20 protein-coding genes are annotated in these 16,673 nt (G+C 41.8%); 13 read left to right on the forward strand and 7 right to left on the reverse strand.

Translation table 11 applies throughout. The annotated features are described in order from the left end of the window. Positions 1-40: 40 nt before the first annotated feature. The 11 genes from fabK (at position 41) to B7692_RS03560 (ending at position 8,996) form a co-directional block, all read left to right on the forward strand. The gene (gene fabK, locus B7692_RS03510; protein ID WP_020901586.1) at positions 41-1,015 is read left to right on the forward strand and encodes an enoyl-[acyl-carrier-protein] reductase FabK; all 975 of its coding nucleotides are present in this window, start codon (positions 41-43) and stop codon (positions 1,013-1,015) included. Beyond that, a complete protein-coding gene (gene fabD / locus B7692_RS03515; protein ID WP_084929920.1) occupies positions 1,008-1,931 on the forward strand; it encodes an ACP S-malonyltransferase in 924 nt (307 codons plus the stop codon). The genes fabK and fabD overlap by 8 nt, the downstream gene beginning before the upstream one ends. A 40-nt stretch (positions 1,932-1,971) precedes the next feature. Further along, positions 1,972-2,703, forward strand: a complete 732-nt coding sequence (gene fabG / locus B7692_RS03520; protein WP_001176197.1) for a 3-oxoacyl-[acyl-carrier-protein] reductase — start codon at positions 1,972-1,974, stop codon at positions 2,701-2,703. 21 nt (positions 2,704-2,724) lie between these two features. Beyond that, on the forward strand, positions 2,725-3,960 hold the full coding sequence (fabF, locus tag B7692_RS03525) for a beta-ketoacyl-ACP synthase II (RefSeq protein ID WP_049544789.1): 1,236 nt from the start codon (positions 2,725-2,727) through the stop codon (positions 3,958-3,960). A 2-nt stretch (positions 3,961-3,962) separates the two neighbouring features. Beyond that, on the forward strand, positions 3,963-4,448 hold the full coding sequence (accB, locus tag B7692_RS03530; protein WP_001052238.1) for an acetyl-CoA carboxylase biotin carboxyl carrier protein: 486 nt from the start codon (positions 3,963-3,965) through the stop codon (positions 4,446-4,448). After that, on the forward strand, positions 4,445-4,867 hold the full coding sequence (gene fabZ, locus B7692_RS03535) for a 3-hydroxyacyl-ACP dehydratase FabZ (RefSeq protein WP_000565515.1): 423 nt from the start codon (positions 4,445-4,447) through the stop codon (positions 4,865-4,867). The genes accB and fabZ overlap by 4 nt, the downstream gene beginning before the upstream one ends. A gap of 11 nt (positions 4,868-4,878) precedes the next feature. Next, on the forward strand, positions 4,879-6,246 hold the full coding sequence (gene accC, locus B7692_RS03540) for an acetyl-CoA carboxylase biotin carboxylase subunit (RefSeq protein WP_084929921.1): 1,368 nt from the start codon (positions 4,879-4,881) through the stop codon (positions 6,244-6,246). A gap of 36 nt (positions 6,247-6,282) precedes the next feature. After that, positions 6,283-7,149, forward strand: coding sequence for an acetyl-CoA carboxylase, carboxyltransferase subunit beta (gene accD / locus B7692_RS03545; RefSeq protein ID WP_084929922.1), 867 nt, complete (start codon positions 6,283-6,285; stop codon positions 7,147-7,149). Further along, positions 7,146-7,913 carry an acetyl-CoA carboxylase carboxyl transferase subunit alpha gene (locus B7692_RS03550; protein WP_084929923.1) on the forward strand — a complete coding sequence of 256 codons (768 nt, stop codon included), beginning with the start codon at positions 7,146-7,148 and terminating at the stop codon, positions 7,911-7,913. The genes accD and B7692_RS03550 overlap by 4 nt, the downstream gene beginning before the upstream one ends. A 156-nt stretch (positions 7,914-8,069) precedes the next feature. Next, a complete protein-coding gene (gene briC, locus B7692_RS03555) occupies positions 8,070-8,255 on the forward strand; it encodes a biofilm-regulating peptide BriC (protein ID WP_084929931.1) in 186 nt (61 codons plus the stop codon). Positions 8,256-8,273: 18 nt separating this feature from the next. After that, on the forward strand, positions 8,274-8,996 hold the full coding sequence (locus B7692_RS03560; protein WP_004234086.1) for a CPBP family intramembrane glutamic endopeptidase: 723 nt from the start codon (positions 8,274-8,276) through the stop codon (positions 8,994-8,996). A 52-nt stretch (positions 8,997-9,048) separates the two neighbouring features. Here the strand turns inward: B7692_RS03560 and nusB are convergent, their stop codons facing one another. The 7 genes from nusB to gatC all read right to left on the reverse strand — a co-directional run bounded on the left by nusB (position 9,049) and on the right by gatC (position 15,151). After that, a complete protein-coding gene (gene nusB, locus B7692_RS03565; RefSeq protein WP_000203637.1) occupies positions 9,049-9,468 on the reverse strand; it encodes a transcription antitermination factor NusB in 420 nt (139 codons plus the stop codon). Further along, positions 9,461-9,850 (reverse strand): Asp23/Gls24 family envelope stress response protein, encoded by a 390-nt coding sequence (locus B7692_RS03570; RefSeq protein WP_020902992.1) that lies wholly within the window; start codon positions 9,848-9,850, stop codon positions 9,461-9,463. The genes nusB and B7692_RS03570 overlap by 8 nt, the downstream gene beginning before the upstream one ends. Before the next feature lie 21 nt (positions 9,851-9,871). Further along, positions 9,872-10,432, reverse strand: a complete 561-nt coding sequence (efp, locus tag B7692_RS03575) for an elongation factor P (RefSeq protein WP_000568643.1) — start codon at positions 10,430-10,432, stop codon at positions 9,872-9,874. 339 nt (positions 10,433-10,771) lie between these two features. Continuing rightward, positions 10,772-11,815 carry a 2,3-butanediol dehydrogenase gene (locus tag B7692_RS03585; RefSeq protein ID WP_084929924.1) on the reverse strand — a complete coding sequence of 348 codons (1,044 nt, stop codon included), beginning with the start codon at positions 11,813-11,815 and terminating at the stop codon, positions 10,772-10,774. Between the two features lie 125 nt (positions 11,816-11,940). After that, positions 11,941-13,383 (reverse strand): Asp-tRNA(Asn)/Glu-tRNA(Gln) amidotransferase subunit GatB, encoded by a 1,443-nt coding sequence (gene gatB, locus B7692_RS03590; protein WP_084929925.1) that lies wholly within the window; start codon positions 13,381-13,383, stop codon positions 11,941-11,943. After that, positions 13,383-14,849 carry an Asp-tRNA(Asn)/Glu-tRNA(Gln) amidotransferase subunit GatA gene (gene gatA, locus B7692_RS03595; RefSeq protein WP_084929926.1) on the reverse strand — a complete coding sequence of 489 codons (1,467 nt, stop codon included), beginning with the start codon at positions 14,847-14,849 and terminating at the stop codon, positions 13,383-13,385. The genes gatB and gatA overlap by 1 nt, the downstream gene beginning before the upstream one ends. Continuing rightward, positions 14,849-15,151: an Asp-tRNA(Asn)/Glu-tRNA(Gln) amidotransferase subunit GatC gene (gene gatC, locus B7692_RS03600; RefSeq protein WP_000705419.1), complete on the reverse strand. Its 303-nt coding sequence runs from the start codon at positions 15,149-15,151 to the stop codon at positions 14,849-14,851. The genes gatA and gatC overlap by 1 nt, the downstream gene beginning before the upstream one ends. 400 nt (positions 15,152-15,551) lie before the next feature. On the opposite strand from gatC, the gene B7692_RS11185 reads away from it, so the two are divergent. Further along, a complete protein-coding gene (locus B7692_RS11185) occupies positions 15,552-15,626 on the forward strand; it encodes a hypothetical protein (protein WP_232610068.1) in 75 nt (24 codons plus the stop codon). Positions 15,627-15,878: 252 nt separating this feature from the next. Next, on the forward strand, positions 15,879-16,571 hold the full coding sequence (locus B7692_RS03610; protein WP_084929928.1) for a YwaF family protein: 693 nt from the start codon (positions 15,879-15,881) through the stop codon (positions 16,569-16,571). Positions 16,572-16,673: the final 102 nt, after the last annotated feature.

Here is a 16,673-nt window from a genome sequence, read left to right on the forward strand (position 1 = left end):
GTATCGAACTATTACGTAAGCAAGAAACGATGGAGGCACTATGAAAACACGTATTACAGAATTATTGAACATTGATTATCCTATTTTCCAAGGAGGAATGGCCTGGGTTGCTGATGGTGATTTGGCAGGAGCTGTTTCCAAGGCTGGAGGACTAGGGATTATCGGTGGGGGGAATGCTCCTAAAGAAGTTGTCAAGGCAAATATTGATAAAATCAAATCATTGACTGATAAACCCTTTGGTGTCAACATCATGCTCTTGTCTCCCTTTGTGGAAGATATTGTAGACCTCGTTATCGAGGAAGAGGTTAAGGTAGTTACAACAGGCGCAGGAAATCCAAGCAAATACATGGAACGCTTCCATGAAGCTGGTATTACGGTTATTCCTGTTGTACCGAGTGTTGCCCTAGCTAAACGCATGGAAAAAATCGGTGCGGACGCTGTTATTGCAGAAGGAATGGAAGCTGGGGGGCATATCGGTAAATTAACAACCATGACCTTGGTGCGCCAGGTTGCTGCTGCTGTATCTATTCCTGTTATTGCTGCAGGAGGGATTGCGGATGGTGAAGGTGCTGCGGCTGGCTTTATGCTAGGTGCAGAAGCTGTTCAGGTTGGAACTCGCTTTGTCGTTGCAAAAGAGTCTAATGCCCATCCAAATTATAAGGCGAAAATTTTAAAAGCTAGAGATATTGATACTACGATTTCAGCTCAACACTTTGGACATGCTGTTCGTGCGATTAAAAATCAGTTGACTCGTGATTTTGAACAAGCTGAAAAAGATGCTTTTAAACAAGAAAATCCAGATTTGGAAATTTTTGAACAAATGGGAGCAGGTGCACTAGCCAAAGCGGTTGTTCACGGAGATGTGGATGGAGGCTCTGTCATGGCAGGTCAAATTGCAGGGCTTGTTTCCAAAGAAGAAACCGTTGAAGAAATCCTAAAAGATTTGTATTACGGAGCAGCTAAGAAAATTCAAGAAGAAGCCTCTCGTTGGGCAGGAGTTGTAAGAAATGACTAAAACAGCCTTTTTATTTGCTGGTCAAGGTGCCCAGTATCTAGGTATGGGACGGGATCTCTATGATCACTACCCTATTGTCAAAGAAACGATTGATCAAGCAAGTCAGGTACTCGGTTATGATTTGCGTCATCTTATTGATAGGGAAGAAGAAAAACTCAATCAGACCCGCTATACGCAACCAGCTATTTTAGCAACTTCAGTTGCTATCTACCGTTTATTGCAAGAAAAGGGCTATCAGCCTGATATGGTTGCTGGTTTGTCCCTTGGAGAATATTCTGCCTTGGTGGCCAGTGGTGCCTTAGATTTTGAAGATGCGGTAGCCTTGGTAGCTAAGCGTGGAGCCTATATGGAAGAAGCGGCCCCTGCTGGTTCTGGCAAGATGGTAGCAGTTCTCAATACGCCAGTAGAGGTTATTGAAGAAGTCTGTCGAAAAGCTTCTGAACTTGGAGTAGTTACCCCAGCCAACTATAATACACCTGCACAAATTGTGATTGGTGGAGAAGTGACTGCAGTTGACCGAGCTGTTGAACTCTTGCAGGAAGCAGGAGCTAAACGCTTGATTCCTCTCAAGGTTTCAGGACCTTTTCATACCGCTCTCCTTGAGCCTGCTAGCCAGAAACTAGCTGAAACTCTAGCTCAGGTAAGTTTTTCAGATTTTACTTGTCCCCTAGTCGGCAATACAGAAGCTACGGTCATGAAAAAAGAAGACATTGCTCAACTTTTGACGCGTCAGATCAAGGAACCAGTTCGTTTCTATGAAAGTATTGCGGTTATGCAAGAAGCAGGCGTAACCAACTTTATCGAGATTGGCCCGGGGAAAGTCTTGTCAGGCTTTGTCAAAAAAATTGATAAGACCGCTAAACTAGCCAATGTTGAAGATCAGGCTAGTTTGGAAACTTTGCTAGAAAACAAGTAATCCCTTCTCCCATAAATACAAGAGGAAACAGGAGAAAAGAATGCAACTAAAAAATAAAAATATCTTTATTACAGGTTCGAGTCGTGGAATTGGTCTTGCCATCGCCCACAAGTTTGCTCAAGCAGGAGCCAATATTGTTTTAAACAGTCGTGGGGCAATCTCAGAAGAATTGCTCGCTGAGTTTTCAAACTATGGTGTCAAGGTGGTTCCTATATCAGGAGACGTGTCAGATTTTGCAGACGCTAAGCGTATGGTTGATCAAGCTATTGCAGAGCTGGGTTCAGTAGATGTTTTGGTCAATAATGCAGGGATTACCCAAGATACCCTTATGCTCAAGATGACAGAGGCGGATTTTGAAAAAGTGCTCAAGGTTAACTTGACTGGTGCCTTTAACATGACACAATCAGTCTTGAAACCGATGATGAAAGCCAGAGAAGGTGCTATCATTAATATGTCTAGTGTTGTTGGTTTGATGGGAAATATCGGTCAAGCTAACTATGCAGCTTCTAAGGCTGGTTTGATTGGTTTTACCAAGTCTGTGGCTCGTGAAGTGGCCAATCGCAATATCAGGGTTAACGCTATTGCACCTGGAATGATTGAGTCCGATATGACAGCTGTTCTATCAGACAAGGTAAAAGATGCTATGCTGGCTCAAATTCCTATGAAAGAATTTGGACAAGCGGAGCAGGTTGCAGATTTGACAGTATTTTTAGCAGGCCAAGATTATCTAACTGGTCAAGTGGTTGCCATTGATGGTGGCTTAAGTATGTAGCAGAAGCTAGAGGTGAAAAAGATGAAACTAAATCGCGTAGTAGTAACAGGTTATGGAGTAACATCTCCAATCGGAAATACACCAGAAGAATTTTGGAATAGTTTGACAACTGGAAAAATCGGAATTGGTCAAATTACGAAATTTGATCATAGCGACTTTGATGTTCATAATGCAGCAGAAATCCAAGATTTTCCTTTTGATAAATACTTTGTAAAGAAAGATACCAATCGTTTTGATAACTATTCTTTATATGCCTTGTATGCGGCTCAAGAAGCTGTCAATCATGCCAATTTAGATGTAGAGGCTCTTGATAAAGATCGTTTTGGTGTTATTGTGGCCTCTGGTATTGGTGGAATCAAGGAAATTGAAGATCAAGTGCTTCGCCTAAATGACAAAGGACCAAAACGTTTGAAACCATTGACCCTTCCAAAAGCCTTGCCAAATATGGCTTCAGGAAATGTTGCTATGCGTTTTGGAGCAAACGGTGTTTGTAAATCTATCAATACTGCCTGCGCTTCATCAAATGACGCGATTGGGGATGCCTTCCGCTCAATTAAGTTTGGTTTCCAAGATGTTATGTTGGTAGGTGGTTCAGAAGCTTCTATTACACCTTTTGCTATTGCTGGTTTCCAAGCCCTAACTGCTCTCTCAACTACAGAGGACCCAACTCGTGCTTCCATTCCATTTGATAAGGACCGTAATGGTTTTGTCATGGGTGAAGGTTCTGGGATGTTAGTTCTTGAAAGCCTTGAACACGCTGAAAAACGTGGGGCTACTATCCTTGCTGAAGTGGTTGGTTACGGAAATACTTGTGATGCCTACCATATGACTTCTCCTCATCCAGAAGGTCAAGGAGCTATCAAAGCCATCAAACTAGCCTTGGAGGAAGCTGAGATTTCTCCAGAGCAAGTAGCCTATGTCAATGCTCACGGAACGTCAACTCCTGCTAATGAAAAAGGAGAAAGTGGTGCCATCGTAGCTGTTCTTGGTAAGGAAGTGCCTGTATCATCAACCAAATCATTCACAGGACATTTGCTGGGTGCTGCAGGTGCAGTAGAAGCTATCGTAACAATCGAGGCTATGCGTCATAACTTTGTACCAATGACAGCTGGAACAAGTGAAGTATCAGATTATATCGAAGCCAATGTCGTTTATGGACAAGGCTTGGAGCAAGAAATTCCATACGCTATTTCAAATACTTTTGGTTTTGGTGGCCACAATGCAGTTCTTGCTTTCAAACGTTGGGAGAATAAATAACTATGAATTTAAACGATATTAAAGACTTGATGGCTCAATTTGACCAATCAAGTTTGAGAGAATTTTCTTATAGAAATGGGACGGATGAGTTACAGTTTAGCAAGAATGAAGCTAGACTTGTGCCTGAAGTTGCACCTCAGGTCGCTCCTGCGCCTGCTGTAGCAACACCAAGTCCAGTAGCTTCAACATCTGCTCCAGTAGAAACTGTAGTGGAAGAAGTTCCTGCTTCAGTTGAAGCAAGTGTAGCTGCTGAGGGAGATGTTGTAGAGAGCCCACTTGTTGGGGTGGCTTACTTGGCTGCTGGACCTGATAAACCTGCCTTCGTTTCAGTTGGTGATAGTGTCAAAAAAGGTCAAACATTGGTGATCATCGAAGCTATGAAAGTCATGAATGAAATCCCAGCTCCTAAGGATGGTGTGGTAACGGAAATTCTCGTTTCTAACGAAGAAATGGTTGAGTTTGGTAAAGGATTGGTACGTATCAAATGATCGATATTCAAGGAATCAAAGAAGCCCTTCCCCACCGTTATCCTATGCTCCTAGTAGACCGTGTATTGGAAGTGAGCGAGGACACCATTGTTGCCATCAAAAATGTGACTATCAATGAGCCCTTCTTTAACGGCCATTTTCCTCAATATCCAGTTATGCCAGGTGTTCTAATCATGGAAGCCTTGGCGCAAACTGCTGGTGTTTTGGAGTTGTCTAAGCCTGAAAATAAGGGTAAACTAGTCTTTTACGCTGGTATGGACAAGGTTAAGTTCAAGAAGCAAGTTGTACCAGGCGACCAATTGGTTATGACAGCGACTTTTGTCAAACGTCGTGGCACGATTGCTGTAGTTGAAGCAAAGGCTGAAGTGGATGGCAAGCTTGCGGCCAGTGGTACTCTTACCTTTGCAATAGGGAACTAAGGAGGTTCTCCATGTTTCGAAAAATTTTAATTGCCAATCGTGGTGAAATTGCGGTTCGCATTATCCGTGCGGCACGTGAATTGGGGATTGCGACGGTAGCGGTCTATTCAACTGCCGATAAGGAAGCCCTTCATACGCTTTTGGCAGATGAGGCGGTTTGTATCGGTCCTGGTAAGGCTACAGAGTCTTATCTTAATATCAATGCTGTTCTATCAGCTGCAGTCTTGACTGAGGCAGAAGCCATTCACCCTGGTTTTGGATTTCTCAGTGAAAATTCCAAATTTGCAACCATGTGTGAAGAAGTTGGTATCAAGTTTATCGGTCCATCTGGTCATGTCATGGATATGATGGGGGATAAAATCAATGCGCGTGCTCAGATGATCAAAGCAGGCGTGCCTGTCATTCCAGGTTCGGATGGAGAAGTGCATAACTCTGAAGAAGCTTTGATTGTTGCTGAAAAAATTGGCTATCCTGTTATGCTCAAGGCTTCAGCAGGTGGAGGTGGTAAAGGGATTCGTAAGGTTGAAAAACCAGAAGATCTTGTTTCAGCCTTTGAAACAGCATCTAGTGAAGCCAAGGCCAATTATGGCAATGGTGCCATGTACATTGAACGGGTTATCTATCCAGCTCGTCACATCGAGGTTCAAATCCTAGGAGATGAACACGGACATGTGATTCACTTGGGGGAACGGGATTGTTCTCTTCAACGGAATAACCAAAAGGTTTTAGAAGAAAGTCCTTCGATTGCAATTGGCAAAACGCTACGCAATGAAATTGGTTCTGCTGCTGTTCGAGCTGCAGAGTCTGTTGGCTATGAGAATGCAGGGACCATTGAGTTTCTGCTTGATGAAGCAAGTGGCAATTTCTATTTCATGGAAATGAATACACGTGTTCAGGTAGAGCATCCAGTAACAGAGTTTGTTTCAGGTGTGGATATCGTTAAGGAACAGATTCGCATTGCGGCAGGTCAGCCTTTATCTGTTAAGCAAGAAGATATTGTTCTAAGAGGGCATGCTATCGAGTGTCGTATCAATGCAGAAAATCCAGCCTTTAACTTTGCTCCAAGTCCAGGTAAGATTACTAATCTCTATCTGCCAAGTGGTGGAGTTGGCTTGCGCGTGGATTCAGCAGTTTATCCAGGCTATACCATTCCACCTTATTATGATAGTATGATTGCTAAAATCATCGTTCACGGTGAAAATCGTTTTGATGCCTTGATGAAAATGCAACGTGCCCTCTATGAATTAGAGATTGAAGGGGTGCAGACCAATGCAGATTTCCAGCTTGACCTCATTTCAGATCGCAATGTCATTGCTGGAGATTACGATACTTCCTTCTTGATGGAAACCTTCTTACCCAAATATCAAGAAAAAGAATAAAATGACTTCAAGAGTTTAAACCGAAAAGGGGAATCAATGGCTCTATTTAGTAAAAAAGATAAGTATATTCGAATCAATCCCAATCGTTCGGTTAGGGAAAAACCTCAAGCCAAGCCAGAGGTTCCAGATGAATTATTCTCCCAGTGTCCAGGCTGTAAGCATACCATTTATCAGAAGGATCTGGGAAGTGAGCGTATCTGCCCATATTGTAGCTATACCTTTCGTATTTCTGCCCAAGAACGCTTGGCTTTGACGATTGATATGGGAACCTTCAAGGAATTGTTTACAGGGATTGAGAGCAAGGATCCCTTGCATTTCCCTGGTTATCAAAAGAAACTAGCAACTATGCGTGAAAAAACAGGTCTGGATGAAGCCGTTGTGACAGGAACAGCTCTTATAAAAGGCCAGACTGTGGCTCTTGGGATTATGGATTCCAACTTTATCATGGCTTCTATGGGTACGGTTGTAGGTGAAAAAATCACTCGCTTGTTTGAGTATGCGACTGTTGAACAGTTGCCAGTTGTTCTCTTCACAGCCTCTGGTGGAGCCCGTATGCAGGAAGGAATAATGAGTCTCATGCAGATGGCCAAGATTTCTGCAGCAGTTAAACGGCATTCAAATGCTGGTCTCTTTTATCTGACCATTTTGACAGATCCAACGACAGGTGGTGTAACAGCTTCCTTCGCTATGGAAGGCGATATCATTCTAGCTGAACCACAAAGTTTGGTTGGTTTTGCTGGGCGTCGTGTGATTGAAAACACGGTTCGTGAAAGCTTACCTGAGGATTTCCAGAAGGCAGAATTCCTATTGGAACATGGCTTTGTGGATGCTATTGTCAAAAGAAGAGACTTACCAGATACGATTGCTAGCCTAGTCAGATTGCATGGAGGGTGTCCTAGATGAATATTGCAAAAATAGTCAGAGAAGCGCGTGAGCAGAGTCGCTTGACAACCTTGGACTTTGCGACAGGCATTTTTGATGACTTTATCCAATTACACGGTGACCGTTCTTTTCGAGATGATGGTGCAGTTGTTGGTGGTATCGGATGGCTTGGAGACCAAGCTGTAACAGTGGTTGGTATCCAAAAAGGCAAGAGTTTACAAGATAACCTCAAACGGAATTTTGGACAACCGCATCCAGAAGGCTACCGCAAGGCCCTACGTTTGATGAAACAGGCTGAAAAGTTTGGTCGTCCAGTTGTGACCTTTATCAATACTGCAGGTGCCTATCCTGGTGTGGGAGCGGAAGAACGTGGACAGGGAGAAGCTATTGCTCGCAATCTCATGGAAATGAGTGACCTGAAAGTTCCGATTATCGCCATCATTATAGGTGAAGGTGGTTCAGGTGGAGCTCTGGCTCTAGCCGTTGCGGACCGTGTCTGGATGCTGGAAAATTCTATCTATGCCATTCTCAGCCCAGAAGGCTTTGCTTCCATTCTATGGAAGGATGGCAGTCGTGCCATGGAAGCAGCAGAACTGATGAAAATCACTTCACACGAACTGTTAGAAATGGACGTGGTGGACAAGGTGATTTCTGAAGCAGGACTTTCTAGTAAAGAACTGATTAAGAATGTTAAAAAAGAACTTCAAGCTGAGCTAGCTAGACTTTCACAAAAATCGTTAGAAGAGTTGTTGGAAGAGCGTTATCAACGATTTAGAAAATACTAAAAATGACTAAATGAGACCAGAAAAGTCTCATTTTTTTAGAAAAATGCACTTTAGGCCGAAAAATTGACAGTTGAGGAGAAGACTAATAAAATAGACAAAAATGATCTATACTGTAGATGTAACCTTACAAAAATTTATTTTAAGGAGGTACTTGCAATGACAGGTACAGAAGCATTTACAGTTCTTTCAAATGAGGACTTAGAGAAAACTTCAGGTGGTTTTGCTGTTTGGGAAGATGGTGAGGGAAGATGGTTATATTATAGAGACTTTGCTCCTTATATGGGGCAAGGGGCGCTTAATTCTTATAGGAATGCTTGGAAGTATGGCTTCCGAGCAGGATAATCTTTCAAAAAAAGTATGATGAGAAACATAGAGAAACTAAGACAATTTGGCATATTTTTGCTTATTATTTTACTATCTACCTATTTACCACAAACAATTGGATTGTATGTGACGATAATTTTAGGGTTAGGCGCTGATGTCTATTCTCTTATTTTAACAATGGGATTAGTAGGAAGTTTCCTTCTATTAATTTGGTGGTTAAAAAAGAAAGAGATGCTCTTTATCTTTGAGGAAAAGAGATGGAACTGGTCATTTGTCTTTTACTTATTTTCAGGTTATGTGGTTTATCAGATTCTCGGTAATTTTTGGGCACGCTATGCTCATTTGATTAATCATAGGAATATTCATGATGAGTATTTTACCGTTGTTCTTTCAAATGGACAACCAACGTTTTTATCGACTATCTTATCTTTTGTCCTGCCTGTAATCATCGGTCCTATTTTTGAGGAGACTCTTGATAGAGGGTATTTTATGAATACCTTCTTTCCTAAGTCAAAGTATTATTTAGATGTCATCCTATCAGGCCTGATCTTTGGACTCAGTCATTTGATACTATCTCATCGAGACCCGATTAGTTTATTATATTATAGTGTGATTGGTCTCTTTTTCGCCCTTGTTTATCGTTCTACCGATAATCTTAGATTAACGATTCTCTGCCATAGTTTTTTTAACTTTCTCAACCATGCAACCCCCCTCTGGATTTTTGTTTATAATTATGTCTATTACCACTTTTTAAGATAATGGGAGGCAATGAAAAAAGTGTTTGATGTCTGTCAAACACTTTTTCTATTTACTATTCTTCAGTTACAAATTGACTAAGCAGTCCGTTGATAAAGCGGGCTGATTTTTGATCTGAAAAATTCTTAGCAAGTTCAATGGCTTCATTGACTGCTACCAGCTGAGGTGTATCAAATGATGTGATTTCAAAGATACCCAAGCGTAGTAAATTTTTTTCGACCAAGGTCAAGCGTTCAACTGTCCAGCCTGACTTGAGGTGCTGGTTGATTTGTTTATCTAACTCGTCTTTTTGTGCTTGAACGCCAGAAACCAAGTTTAGAAGAAAGGCAGGGATTTGCACATCTGCATCTTCACGGTCATGCGTGTAGGCAAAGTGACAAGCTGTTTCCATATCTGTGCCGAATTCAAGGCTCATAAGAGCTTGAAAAGCGCATTTACGAAGTTCGCGTCTAGATTCTAATAATGGACTAGTCATTGAGGAAGTCCTCGTTAAATAGATCTTTCAACTCAGGTTTTGGTGTTTTATCTGGAACGATTCCTGCAACATGGATGTTGACAGCAGAAAGTTCCACATCAGCCATATCACGAACAGCATCTTTGACTGCTTTTTGAATAGCAAGAGCAACTTTTGGTACTTTCACACCGTACTCAAGATAGAGGTAGATGTCAGCAGTTAGTTCTTCGTTGCTTTCTTTTAAGTAGACGCCACGACCAAGAGAGAGTTTTGATAGGGTATCAGATACGGATTTATTTGAAAATGAGTGGACACCATCAACTTTAGCAGTTGCGATGGCAATGATTTTTTCAAGTACACGTGGAGCGATAACGATTTCGCCAAATTGTTCTTCAATTCCCATAGAATGACCTCTTTCTAGAGATTAGGCACGAGAAACGTAAGTTCCTTCTGCAGTGTTGATGATCAATTTTTGTCCAGCTTCGATGAAGTCAGGAACGTTGACAACAAGTCCAGTTTCCATAGTCGCTGGTTTACCAGAACCTGTAACAGTAGCGCCTTTGATAGATGGTTGTGTTTCAGCAACTGTCAATTCAACAGTAGTTGGTACCGTTACACCGATTACTTCAGTTCCGTAGAATTGGATTTTCACATCAGAGTTTTCAAGGATGTAAAGCAATTCATTTTCAACGTTTACGACTGGAATTTCGTATTGGTCGTAAGTTTCAGTGTTCATGAAGTAGGCAGTTTCATCCATTTTGTACAAGTATTGAGCTGGAACAGTTTCGATAATAGCTTGTTCGAATTTTTCTTCTGGACGGTAGCTTGTGTCAAAAGTAGAACCAGTACGGACATCACGCAATTTCATACGCATGATTGTGTTCCCTTTACCTGGTTTGTGGTGGCTAGCTTCCAAAACGCGGATTAATTTTCCGTCTGCAGTTTCAAATGTCATACCAGCTTTCAATTTGCTTGCTTCAATCATGTTTTTACCTCTTTAATAAATATTATTACTCTTCATTTTACCATAAAATCTTCTGGAAATAAAGCCAAAATAGTTATTGGGATTTGGTAGGGGAGAAAAAGAATATTGCCTAGTCAGGTGGAGTGGTTAATGTTAAAGAGTATCCACTATATTTTTTCTCATACTCAATGGAAATCAAAGAGCAAACTAGGAAGCTAGCCGCAGGTTGCTCAAAACACTGTTTTGAGGTTGCAGATGGAAGCTGACGTGGTTTGAAGAGATTTTCGAAGAGTATTATATTTCAAAAGGCCGAAGTAAGCTTACTCCGACCTGTTAGTATTGTCTTAAAAAGATTGATTTTTATTCTGGTTCTACCAAAATTTTAATTTGTGACTTATCTTGAGTTAATTCGATAAAGCCTTCTTCGACGATATTTTCCAATTTAATTTTCTTAGTAACTAATTTTTCAGCAGAGAAGTAGCCTTGTTCCATCAATTCTAATACTTTAGGGAAGATATGACGATAAGCAATGATTCCTTTTAGTGTCTTTTCTTGGATTGCAAATTCATTCGGATTAATATTTGCTTCTCGTTCCCAGATAGAGACCACCATGCACTCACCTGCTTTATGTACGGCAGCTAAGGCTTGTCCTAAAACTACTGGCACACCCGTTACTTCATAAGAAACATCTACACCACCGTTTGTTAAACGATGAATAGCTTCAACAGCTGTTTCACCTTCTTCCGGACGGACAACGATAGCTCCTAACTCTTCAGCTTTTGCTTGACGTTCAGGTGATAGTTCAACAGCATAAATCTTAGAAGCACCCGCTGCACGAAGGGCTTCTACAATTAAGAGACCAATCGGACCTAAGCCAAAGACAGCAGCAGTATCACCAGCTTTTAGTGCTGATTGACGAACTGCATAAACTGCAACAGCAGCTGGCTCAGTGAGAGCAGCTTGCTCATAGCTTAAGCTATCTGGAATGACATGTACTAAGTCGCCGTCTAAAACACAATATTTGGCAAATCCACCGTCTGCAGCTAAACCGACAAAATTAAGGTTTGGATCCAAATTATAATTACCAACTAAGTTATTCTTAGCTAGAATTGGTTCTACAGCAACACGATCACCAACTTTAACACGAGTAACATCGCTTCCGACTTCTACAATTTCACCAGAAAATTCATGTCCCAGTGTTACCGGTGCTTTTTGACCAGAATAGACGTGCTCATCTGTTGGGATAAAGATAGGGCCATCTAAAAATTCGTGAAGGTCAGTACCACAAATTCCTGTGAACTTAACTGCAACTTTTACTTGGTGCGGAAGTACTTCAGGAATTTCTACTTCTTGAATACGAACATCTTTCGCTGCATGCCAGCGAGCAGCTTTCATTGTAGCCATATAAATAACTCCTTATTGTTGCGATTTTTAGTTTTCTTTTTTGGAAACTTTACATGTAACATTGTAAACGCTTTCTATTTATTTGTCAAGAAAAAACCAACCTCAGGGCTGGTTTCTGTTACATATTAATCTTCTTTCAACTTCGCTAATTCCTGTGCAAGGAGTTTAAGGGCGACTTGTGGGTTGGCTTGGCCTTTGGTTGCTTTCATGAGGAAGCCTGTGAAGGCCTTGTCTGCGTTGCGTTTGCCTGACTTGAAGTCGACAACGGCTGCTTCATTATCAGCAAATACTTGATGGATGATTGGAATCAAGATCTCAGGATCTGAGATTTGAACCATACCTGCTTTTTCTACGTATTCACGCGCACCACCGCCATTTTTAGCCAGGTGGACAAAGACTTTCTTGGCAATCTTAGACGAGATCGTGCCGTCTTCGATGATGGCAATCATTTCTACCAAGTTTTCTGGTGTCAATTCGATTTGTTCTAGTGTTTTGCCTTCAGCGTTCAAGAACTGAGCGACTTCACCTTGGAGCCAGTTAGAAACTTGCTTAGCGTCACCGCCAAGGGCAACAGCTTTTTCAAAGAAGTCAGAAGTGACTTTGTTTGCCGTCAACTGGCTGGCATCGTAGTCTGACAAGCCAAGGTCAGATACATAACGCGCACGGCGTTCTTTTGGAAACTCTGGCAACTCAGTTCGCATTTCCTCAATCCACTCGTCTGAGATTTCAAAGATTGGTAGGTCTGGCTCTGGGAAGTAGCGGTAGTCTGCAGCCCCTTCCTTGACACGCATGAGGATGGTTGCCTTGTTAGCCTCATCGTAACGACGTGTTTCTTGGCGGATTTGACCACCTGAGCGAAGGATTTCAGCTTGACGTTGAACTTCGTATTCAAGACCTTTGCGAACATTTGAGAAGGAGTTGAGGTTCTTCAACTCAGTCTTGGTGCCGAATTTTTCTTGACCATACGGACGAAGAGAGATATTGGCATCCACACGCATAGAACCTTCTTCCATCTTAACGTCAGAAATACCAGCGTACTGGATAACTTCCTTGAGGGCTGTTAGATAAGCATAGGCTTCTTCAGGAGAACGCATGTCAGCTTCAGATACAATCTCAATTAATGGCACCCCTTGGCGGTTGAGGTCAACGTAAGAGTAGCCATCTGTACCGTGGGTGTTTTTACCAGCGTCTTCCTCTAGGTGGGCACGTTCGATACCGATTTTCTTAGTCGTACCGTCTTCTAGCTCGACTTCAATCCAACCGTTGTAGCCGATTGGTTCATCAAACTGAGAAATTTGGTAGGCTTTGGGATTATCAGGATAGAAGTAATTCTTGCGGTCAAAGTGCATCTTTTTGTGGATGTCCATATTGAGGGCAAGAGCAGCTTTGATACCGGCATCAACAACACCTTTATTGAGAACTGGCAGAACTCCTGGGAAAGACCAGTCAATCACGTTAGTGTTGGCATTTTGGTCATTTCCGAAGTGGGCAGAAGTAGGTGAGAAGATTTTTGAATTGGTGTTGAGCTCTACGTGGACTTCAAGTCCAATGACTGTTTCAAAGTTCATTAGTTATCACCTCCAAAAATCACGGGTTGTTGTTTGTGGTAGTCTGTTGTTGCTTCAAAGGCAGCAGCAGCTTGGTAAATGGTTTCCTCAGAGTACTTAGGACCAATCAATTGCAGACCAACAGGTAGACCTTGAGAGAATCCAGCAGGAATCGAAATCCCTGGAAGACCTGCCAAGTTGACTGGTATGGTCAAGAGGTCAGCCAAGTACATGGCAACTGGGTCGTGGTTGAGAGAATCCAAGTCATAGGCAACACTTGGAGCAGTTGGTCCCAAAATCAAGTCGTAATCCGCAAAGACTTTTTCGAAATCTTGAATGATAAGTGTACGAACCTGACCAGCTTTCTTGTAGTAGGCATCGTAGTAACCTGATGAAAGACTGAAAGTACCTAGCATGATACGACGTTTCACTTCTTCACCAAAACCTTGGCTACGGCTGTTTACATAGATTTCATCAAGATTAGTCGCATCTTCTGCGCGGTAGCCGTAACGGATACCATCAAAACGTTGCAAGTTTGATGAAGCTTCAGATGAAGCGATGATGTAGTAGACGGCAACCCCGTATTTAGAGTGAGGCAGGCTGACTTCTTCAACGATGGCACCAAGTTTTTCAAAGTGCTTAGCAGCATTCAGAATGGTTTCCTTAACCTCTGGGTCAATCCCTTCACCGAGGTATTCCTTAGGCAAAGCGATTTTCATACCCTTGATGTCTTGGCCGATTTTAGAAGTAAAGTCGGCAATGCGGACAGGGGCAGAAGTAGAGTCTTTAGCATCTTCGCTGGCAATAGCATTGAGCAAGAGGGCGTTTTCCTTAACAGTAGGAGCAAAAGGTCCAATCTGGTCTAGTGAGCTACCAAAGGCAATGAGACCGAAACGTGAAACTGTTCCGTAGGTTGGTTTGAGACCAACAATCCCGTTGAAGGAAGCTGGTTGTCGGATAGAACCACCAGTATCAGAACCAAGTGACAAGCGAACTTGTCCTGAGGCTACAGCTGCGGCAGAACCACTTGATGAACCACCAGGAACCTTGTTTTGATCCCAAGCGTTTTTAGTCGCACCATAGTGTGAAGTTTCACCTGAACCACCCATGGCAAATTCGTCCATGTTAGTTTTCCCGACGACAATCATGCCTTTCGCTTTTGCATTGGCAACGGCTGTCGCATCAAAGATAGGCTCATAGTTGTAGAGCATTTTTGAAGCAGCAGTTGTGAGAATACCATCAGTAGAGATATTGTCTTTAACTGCAAGTGGAATTCCTGAAAGGACATTATCAGCGTCAATTCCAGCTTCATCAATAGCCTTAGCTTGCGCAAGGGCTTGCTCCTCAGCGATGGTAACAAAAGCGTTGATAGCTGTCTCGCGAGACTTGATATCTTCAAGTGTAGCTTGTGTTAATTCAGTTGCAGAAATTTCCTTAGAGACAAGGAGATTGTGCAAGTCTTCAATGGTTTTATTGTTGAAAGTCATTAGGCATCTCCTCCATCGTCTAGGATAGCTGGTACCTTGATATAGTAGTTGTCTTTTTCAGGTACGTTTTTAAACAAGCGATCGCGGTCTGTTCCTTCTTCGGCCACATCAGGGCGAAGTACAGTCTTGCGGTCAGCCATGGTTGTAGTAGGTGCGACACCAGTTGTGTCAACTTCGCCCAGCAATTCAACCATGTCAACAATCTTAGACAAGGTCGTTGCAAAGGCGGCAGTTTCTTCTTCAGAGAATCTTAATTTTGAAAGATTGGCAACGTGTGTTACCTCTTCTTGCGTAATTTTCATCTTGCATCCTTTCGTGAAATGATGATTTTTAGTCTGTTCTATTTTACCATATTTTCCTATAAATAAGGGAGGGAAAGATGAAAAAAGACAGGTATAGGATGGAGAACGGGTTTTGATGATGATTTATTTGAAAAGCGGATTTCAAAGGGGAAAATATATGGTACAATGGTTTAACAGAGAAGTGAAGACGGTGGTTACGAAATCGAAAGGATGGTGATGCTTATGTGCAGAACCTGTAAAATCTTATACTCAATGAAAATCAAAGAGCAAACTAGGAAGCTAGCCGCAGACTGTACTTTAGTACGGCAAGGCGAAGCTGACGCAGTTTGAATTTGATTTTCGAAGAGTATTAGTGGAAAGTAGTAACCAGATTTGCCTCCCTTTTGAGGTTTTGACACTCATGTTTGTAGCTGGTAACTTTGTTATCACGCTCCTGAAGTTCATCCTTGAATTGGTAAAAGAGACAAAAAAATAGCCGTCCTAACTTTGGCGAGTTAACGAGCTATTTTTTAGTTATGTAATTACAGCCACCGTCTTAAACGGCTCTGTAGGGTGTTGTTGACGCAACACCTTTTTTCTATATTCATTGTAACATTTATTTTAAAAATTGCAAGGGGAATTGTTCTACTTTAGCAGTGTCTGATATAAAATAGAAATTGAAAAATCGTTTTTAATCCGCTATAATGGTTAAACTAGAAAAAAGAAAAATAAGAGTTAGGATAGTAACATGTTTCATCAATTTATCACCAGATCTCAGACGGTCCCTCCTCCCATTTCGCTTTTTTGGTATGGGGGTATGATGCTTGTCTTAGTGCTTTGTATTTATGGGGCACTTGCTTATCACAAGAATCCGAAATTTGTATACTTGTTTAAGGGGATTCAGATCCTCCAGTTGCTAGCACTTTATAGTTGGTATGTTGGTTTTGGGATTCCCTTTTCTAATAGTCTACCATTTTATCATTGCCGTTTAGCTATGTTTGCTGTGGTTTTCTTGCCTGATAAATGGAAAAGCAAGCAGTACTTTGCCCTCTTAGGAGCAAGTGGAGCTGTCTTTGCACTGGTTTACCCAGTTTTTGACCCCTATGACTTCCCCCATATCACTAGTTTTTCATTTTTGATTGGGCACTATGCACTTTTAGTGAATTCCTTGGTCTACTTGATGAATCACTATGACAAGAGCCTACTCAAGAAATATATGATTGTAGCCTATACCTTTATCCTCAATCTCTTTCTAGTTGGGGTTAATCAGGTGACTGGTGGGAATTATGGCTTGTTAAATAAGACACCTTTTATTCCTGATGCCCCCCTGTGGCTAAAGTACCTACTTGTGTCTGTCATCCTTTTACTGGCTCTGGTTCTTTTTGATATCTTATTCAAAAAACGGTGGAAAAAGAGAAGACAGGTGAAATCAGTGCTCTAGCTTACTTTTTTCATCGGATGAGCAATTGAAAAACTCCTCAAAATCCGATATAATGGAGTGTTGAAAGGAATGGTAAAATCCAATGTAGAAATCATTCTTAGC

The organism is Streptococcus mitis (genome assembly GCF_002096925.1).
GTDB lineage: Bacteria > Bacillota > Bacilli > Lactobacillales > Streptococcaceae > Streptococcus > Streptococcus mitis_AF.

Bases quoted from the DNA above. Each gene is read 5' to 3' on its own strand.
- fabK (WP_020901586.1), top strand. From the start codon at position 41: ATGAAAACACGTATTACAGAATTATTGAACATTGATTATCCTATTTTC.
- fabD (WP_084929920.1), top strand. From the start codon at position 1,008: ATGACTAAAACAGCCTTTTTATTTGCTGGTCAAGGTGCCCAGTATCTA.
- fabG (WP_001176197.1), top strand. From the start codon at position 1,972: ATGCAACTAAAAAATAAAAATATCTTTATTACAGGTTCGAGTCGTGGA.
- fabF (WP_049544789.1), top strand. From the start codon at position 2,725: ATGAAACTAAATCGCGTAGTAGTAACAGGTTATGGAGTAACATCTCCA.
- accB (WP_001052238.1), top strand. From the start codon at position 3,963: ATGAATTTAAACGATATTAAAGACTTGATGGCTCAATTTGACCAATCA.
- fabZ (WP_000565515.1), top strand. From the start codon at position 4,445: ATGATCGATATTCAAGGAATCAAAGAAGCCCTTCCCCACCGTTATCCT.
- accC (WP_084929921.1), top strand. From the start codon at position 4,879: ATGTTTCGAAAAATTTTAATTGCCAATCGTGGTGAAATTGCGGTTCGC.
- accD (WP_084929922.1), top strand. From the start codon at position 6,283: ATGGCTCTATTTAGTAAAAAAGATAAGTATATTCGAATCAATCCCAAT.
- B7692_RS03550 (WP_084929923.1), top strand. From the start codon at position 7,146: ATGAATATTGCAAAAATAGTCAGAGAAGCGCGTGAGCAGAGTCGCTTG.
- briC (WP_084929931.1), top strand. From the start codon at position 8,070: ATGACAGGTACAGAAGCATTTACAGTTCTTTCAAATGAGGACTTAGAG.
- B7692_RS03560 (WP_004234086.1), top strand. From the start codon at position 8,274: ATGAGAAACATAGAGAAACTAAGACAATTTGGCATATTTTTGCTTATT.
- nusB (WP_000203637.1), bottom strand. From the start codon at position 9,468: ATGACTAGTCCATTATTAGAATCTAGACGCGAACTTCGTAAATGCGCT.
- B7692_RS03570 (WP_020902992.1), bottom strand. From the start codon at position 9,850: ATGGGAATTGAAGAACAATTTGGCGAAATCGTTATCGCTCCACGTGTA.
- efp (WP_000568643.1), bottom strand. From the start codon at position 10,432: ATGATTGAAGCAAGCAAATTGAAAGCTGGTATGACATTTGAAACTGCA.
- B7692_RS03585 (WP_084929924.1), bottom strand. From the start codon at position 11,815: ATGGCTACAATGAAAGCTGCTCGCTGGCATGCAGCGAAAGATGTTCGT.
- gatB (WP_084929925.1), bottom strand. From the start codon at position 13,383: ATGAACTTTGAAACAGTCATTGGACTTGAAGTCCACGTAGAGCTCAAC.
- gatA (WP_084929926.1), bottom strand. From the start codon at position 14,849: ATGACTTTCAACAATAAAACCATTGAAGACTTGCACAATCTCCTTGTC.
- gatC (WP_000705419.1), bottom strand. From the start codon at position 15,151: ATGAAAATTACGCAAGAAGAGGTAACACACGTTGCCAATCTTTCAAAA.
- B7692_RS03610 (WP_084929928.1), top strand. From the start codon at position 15,879: ATGTTTCATCAATTTATCACCAGATCTCAGACGGTCCCTCCTCCCATT.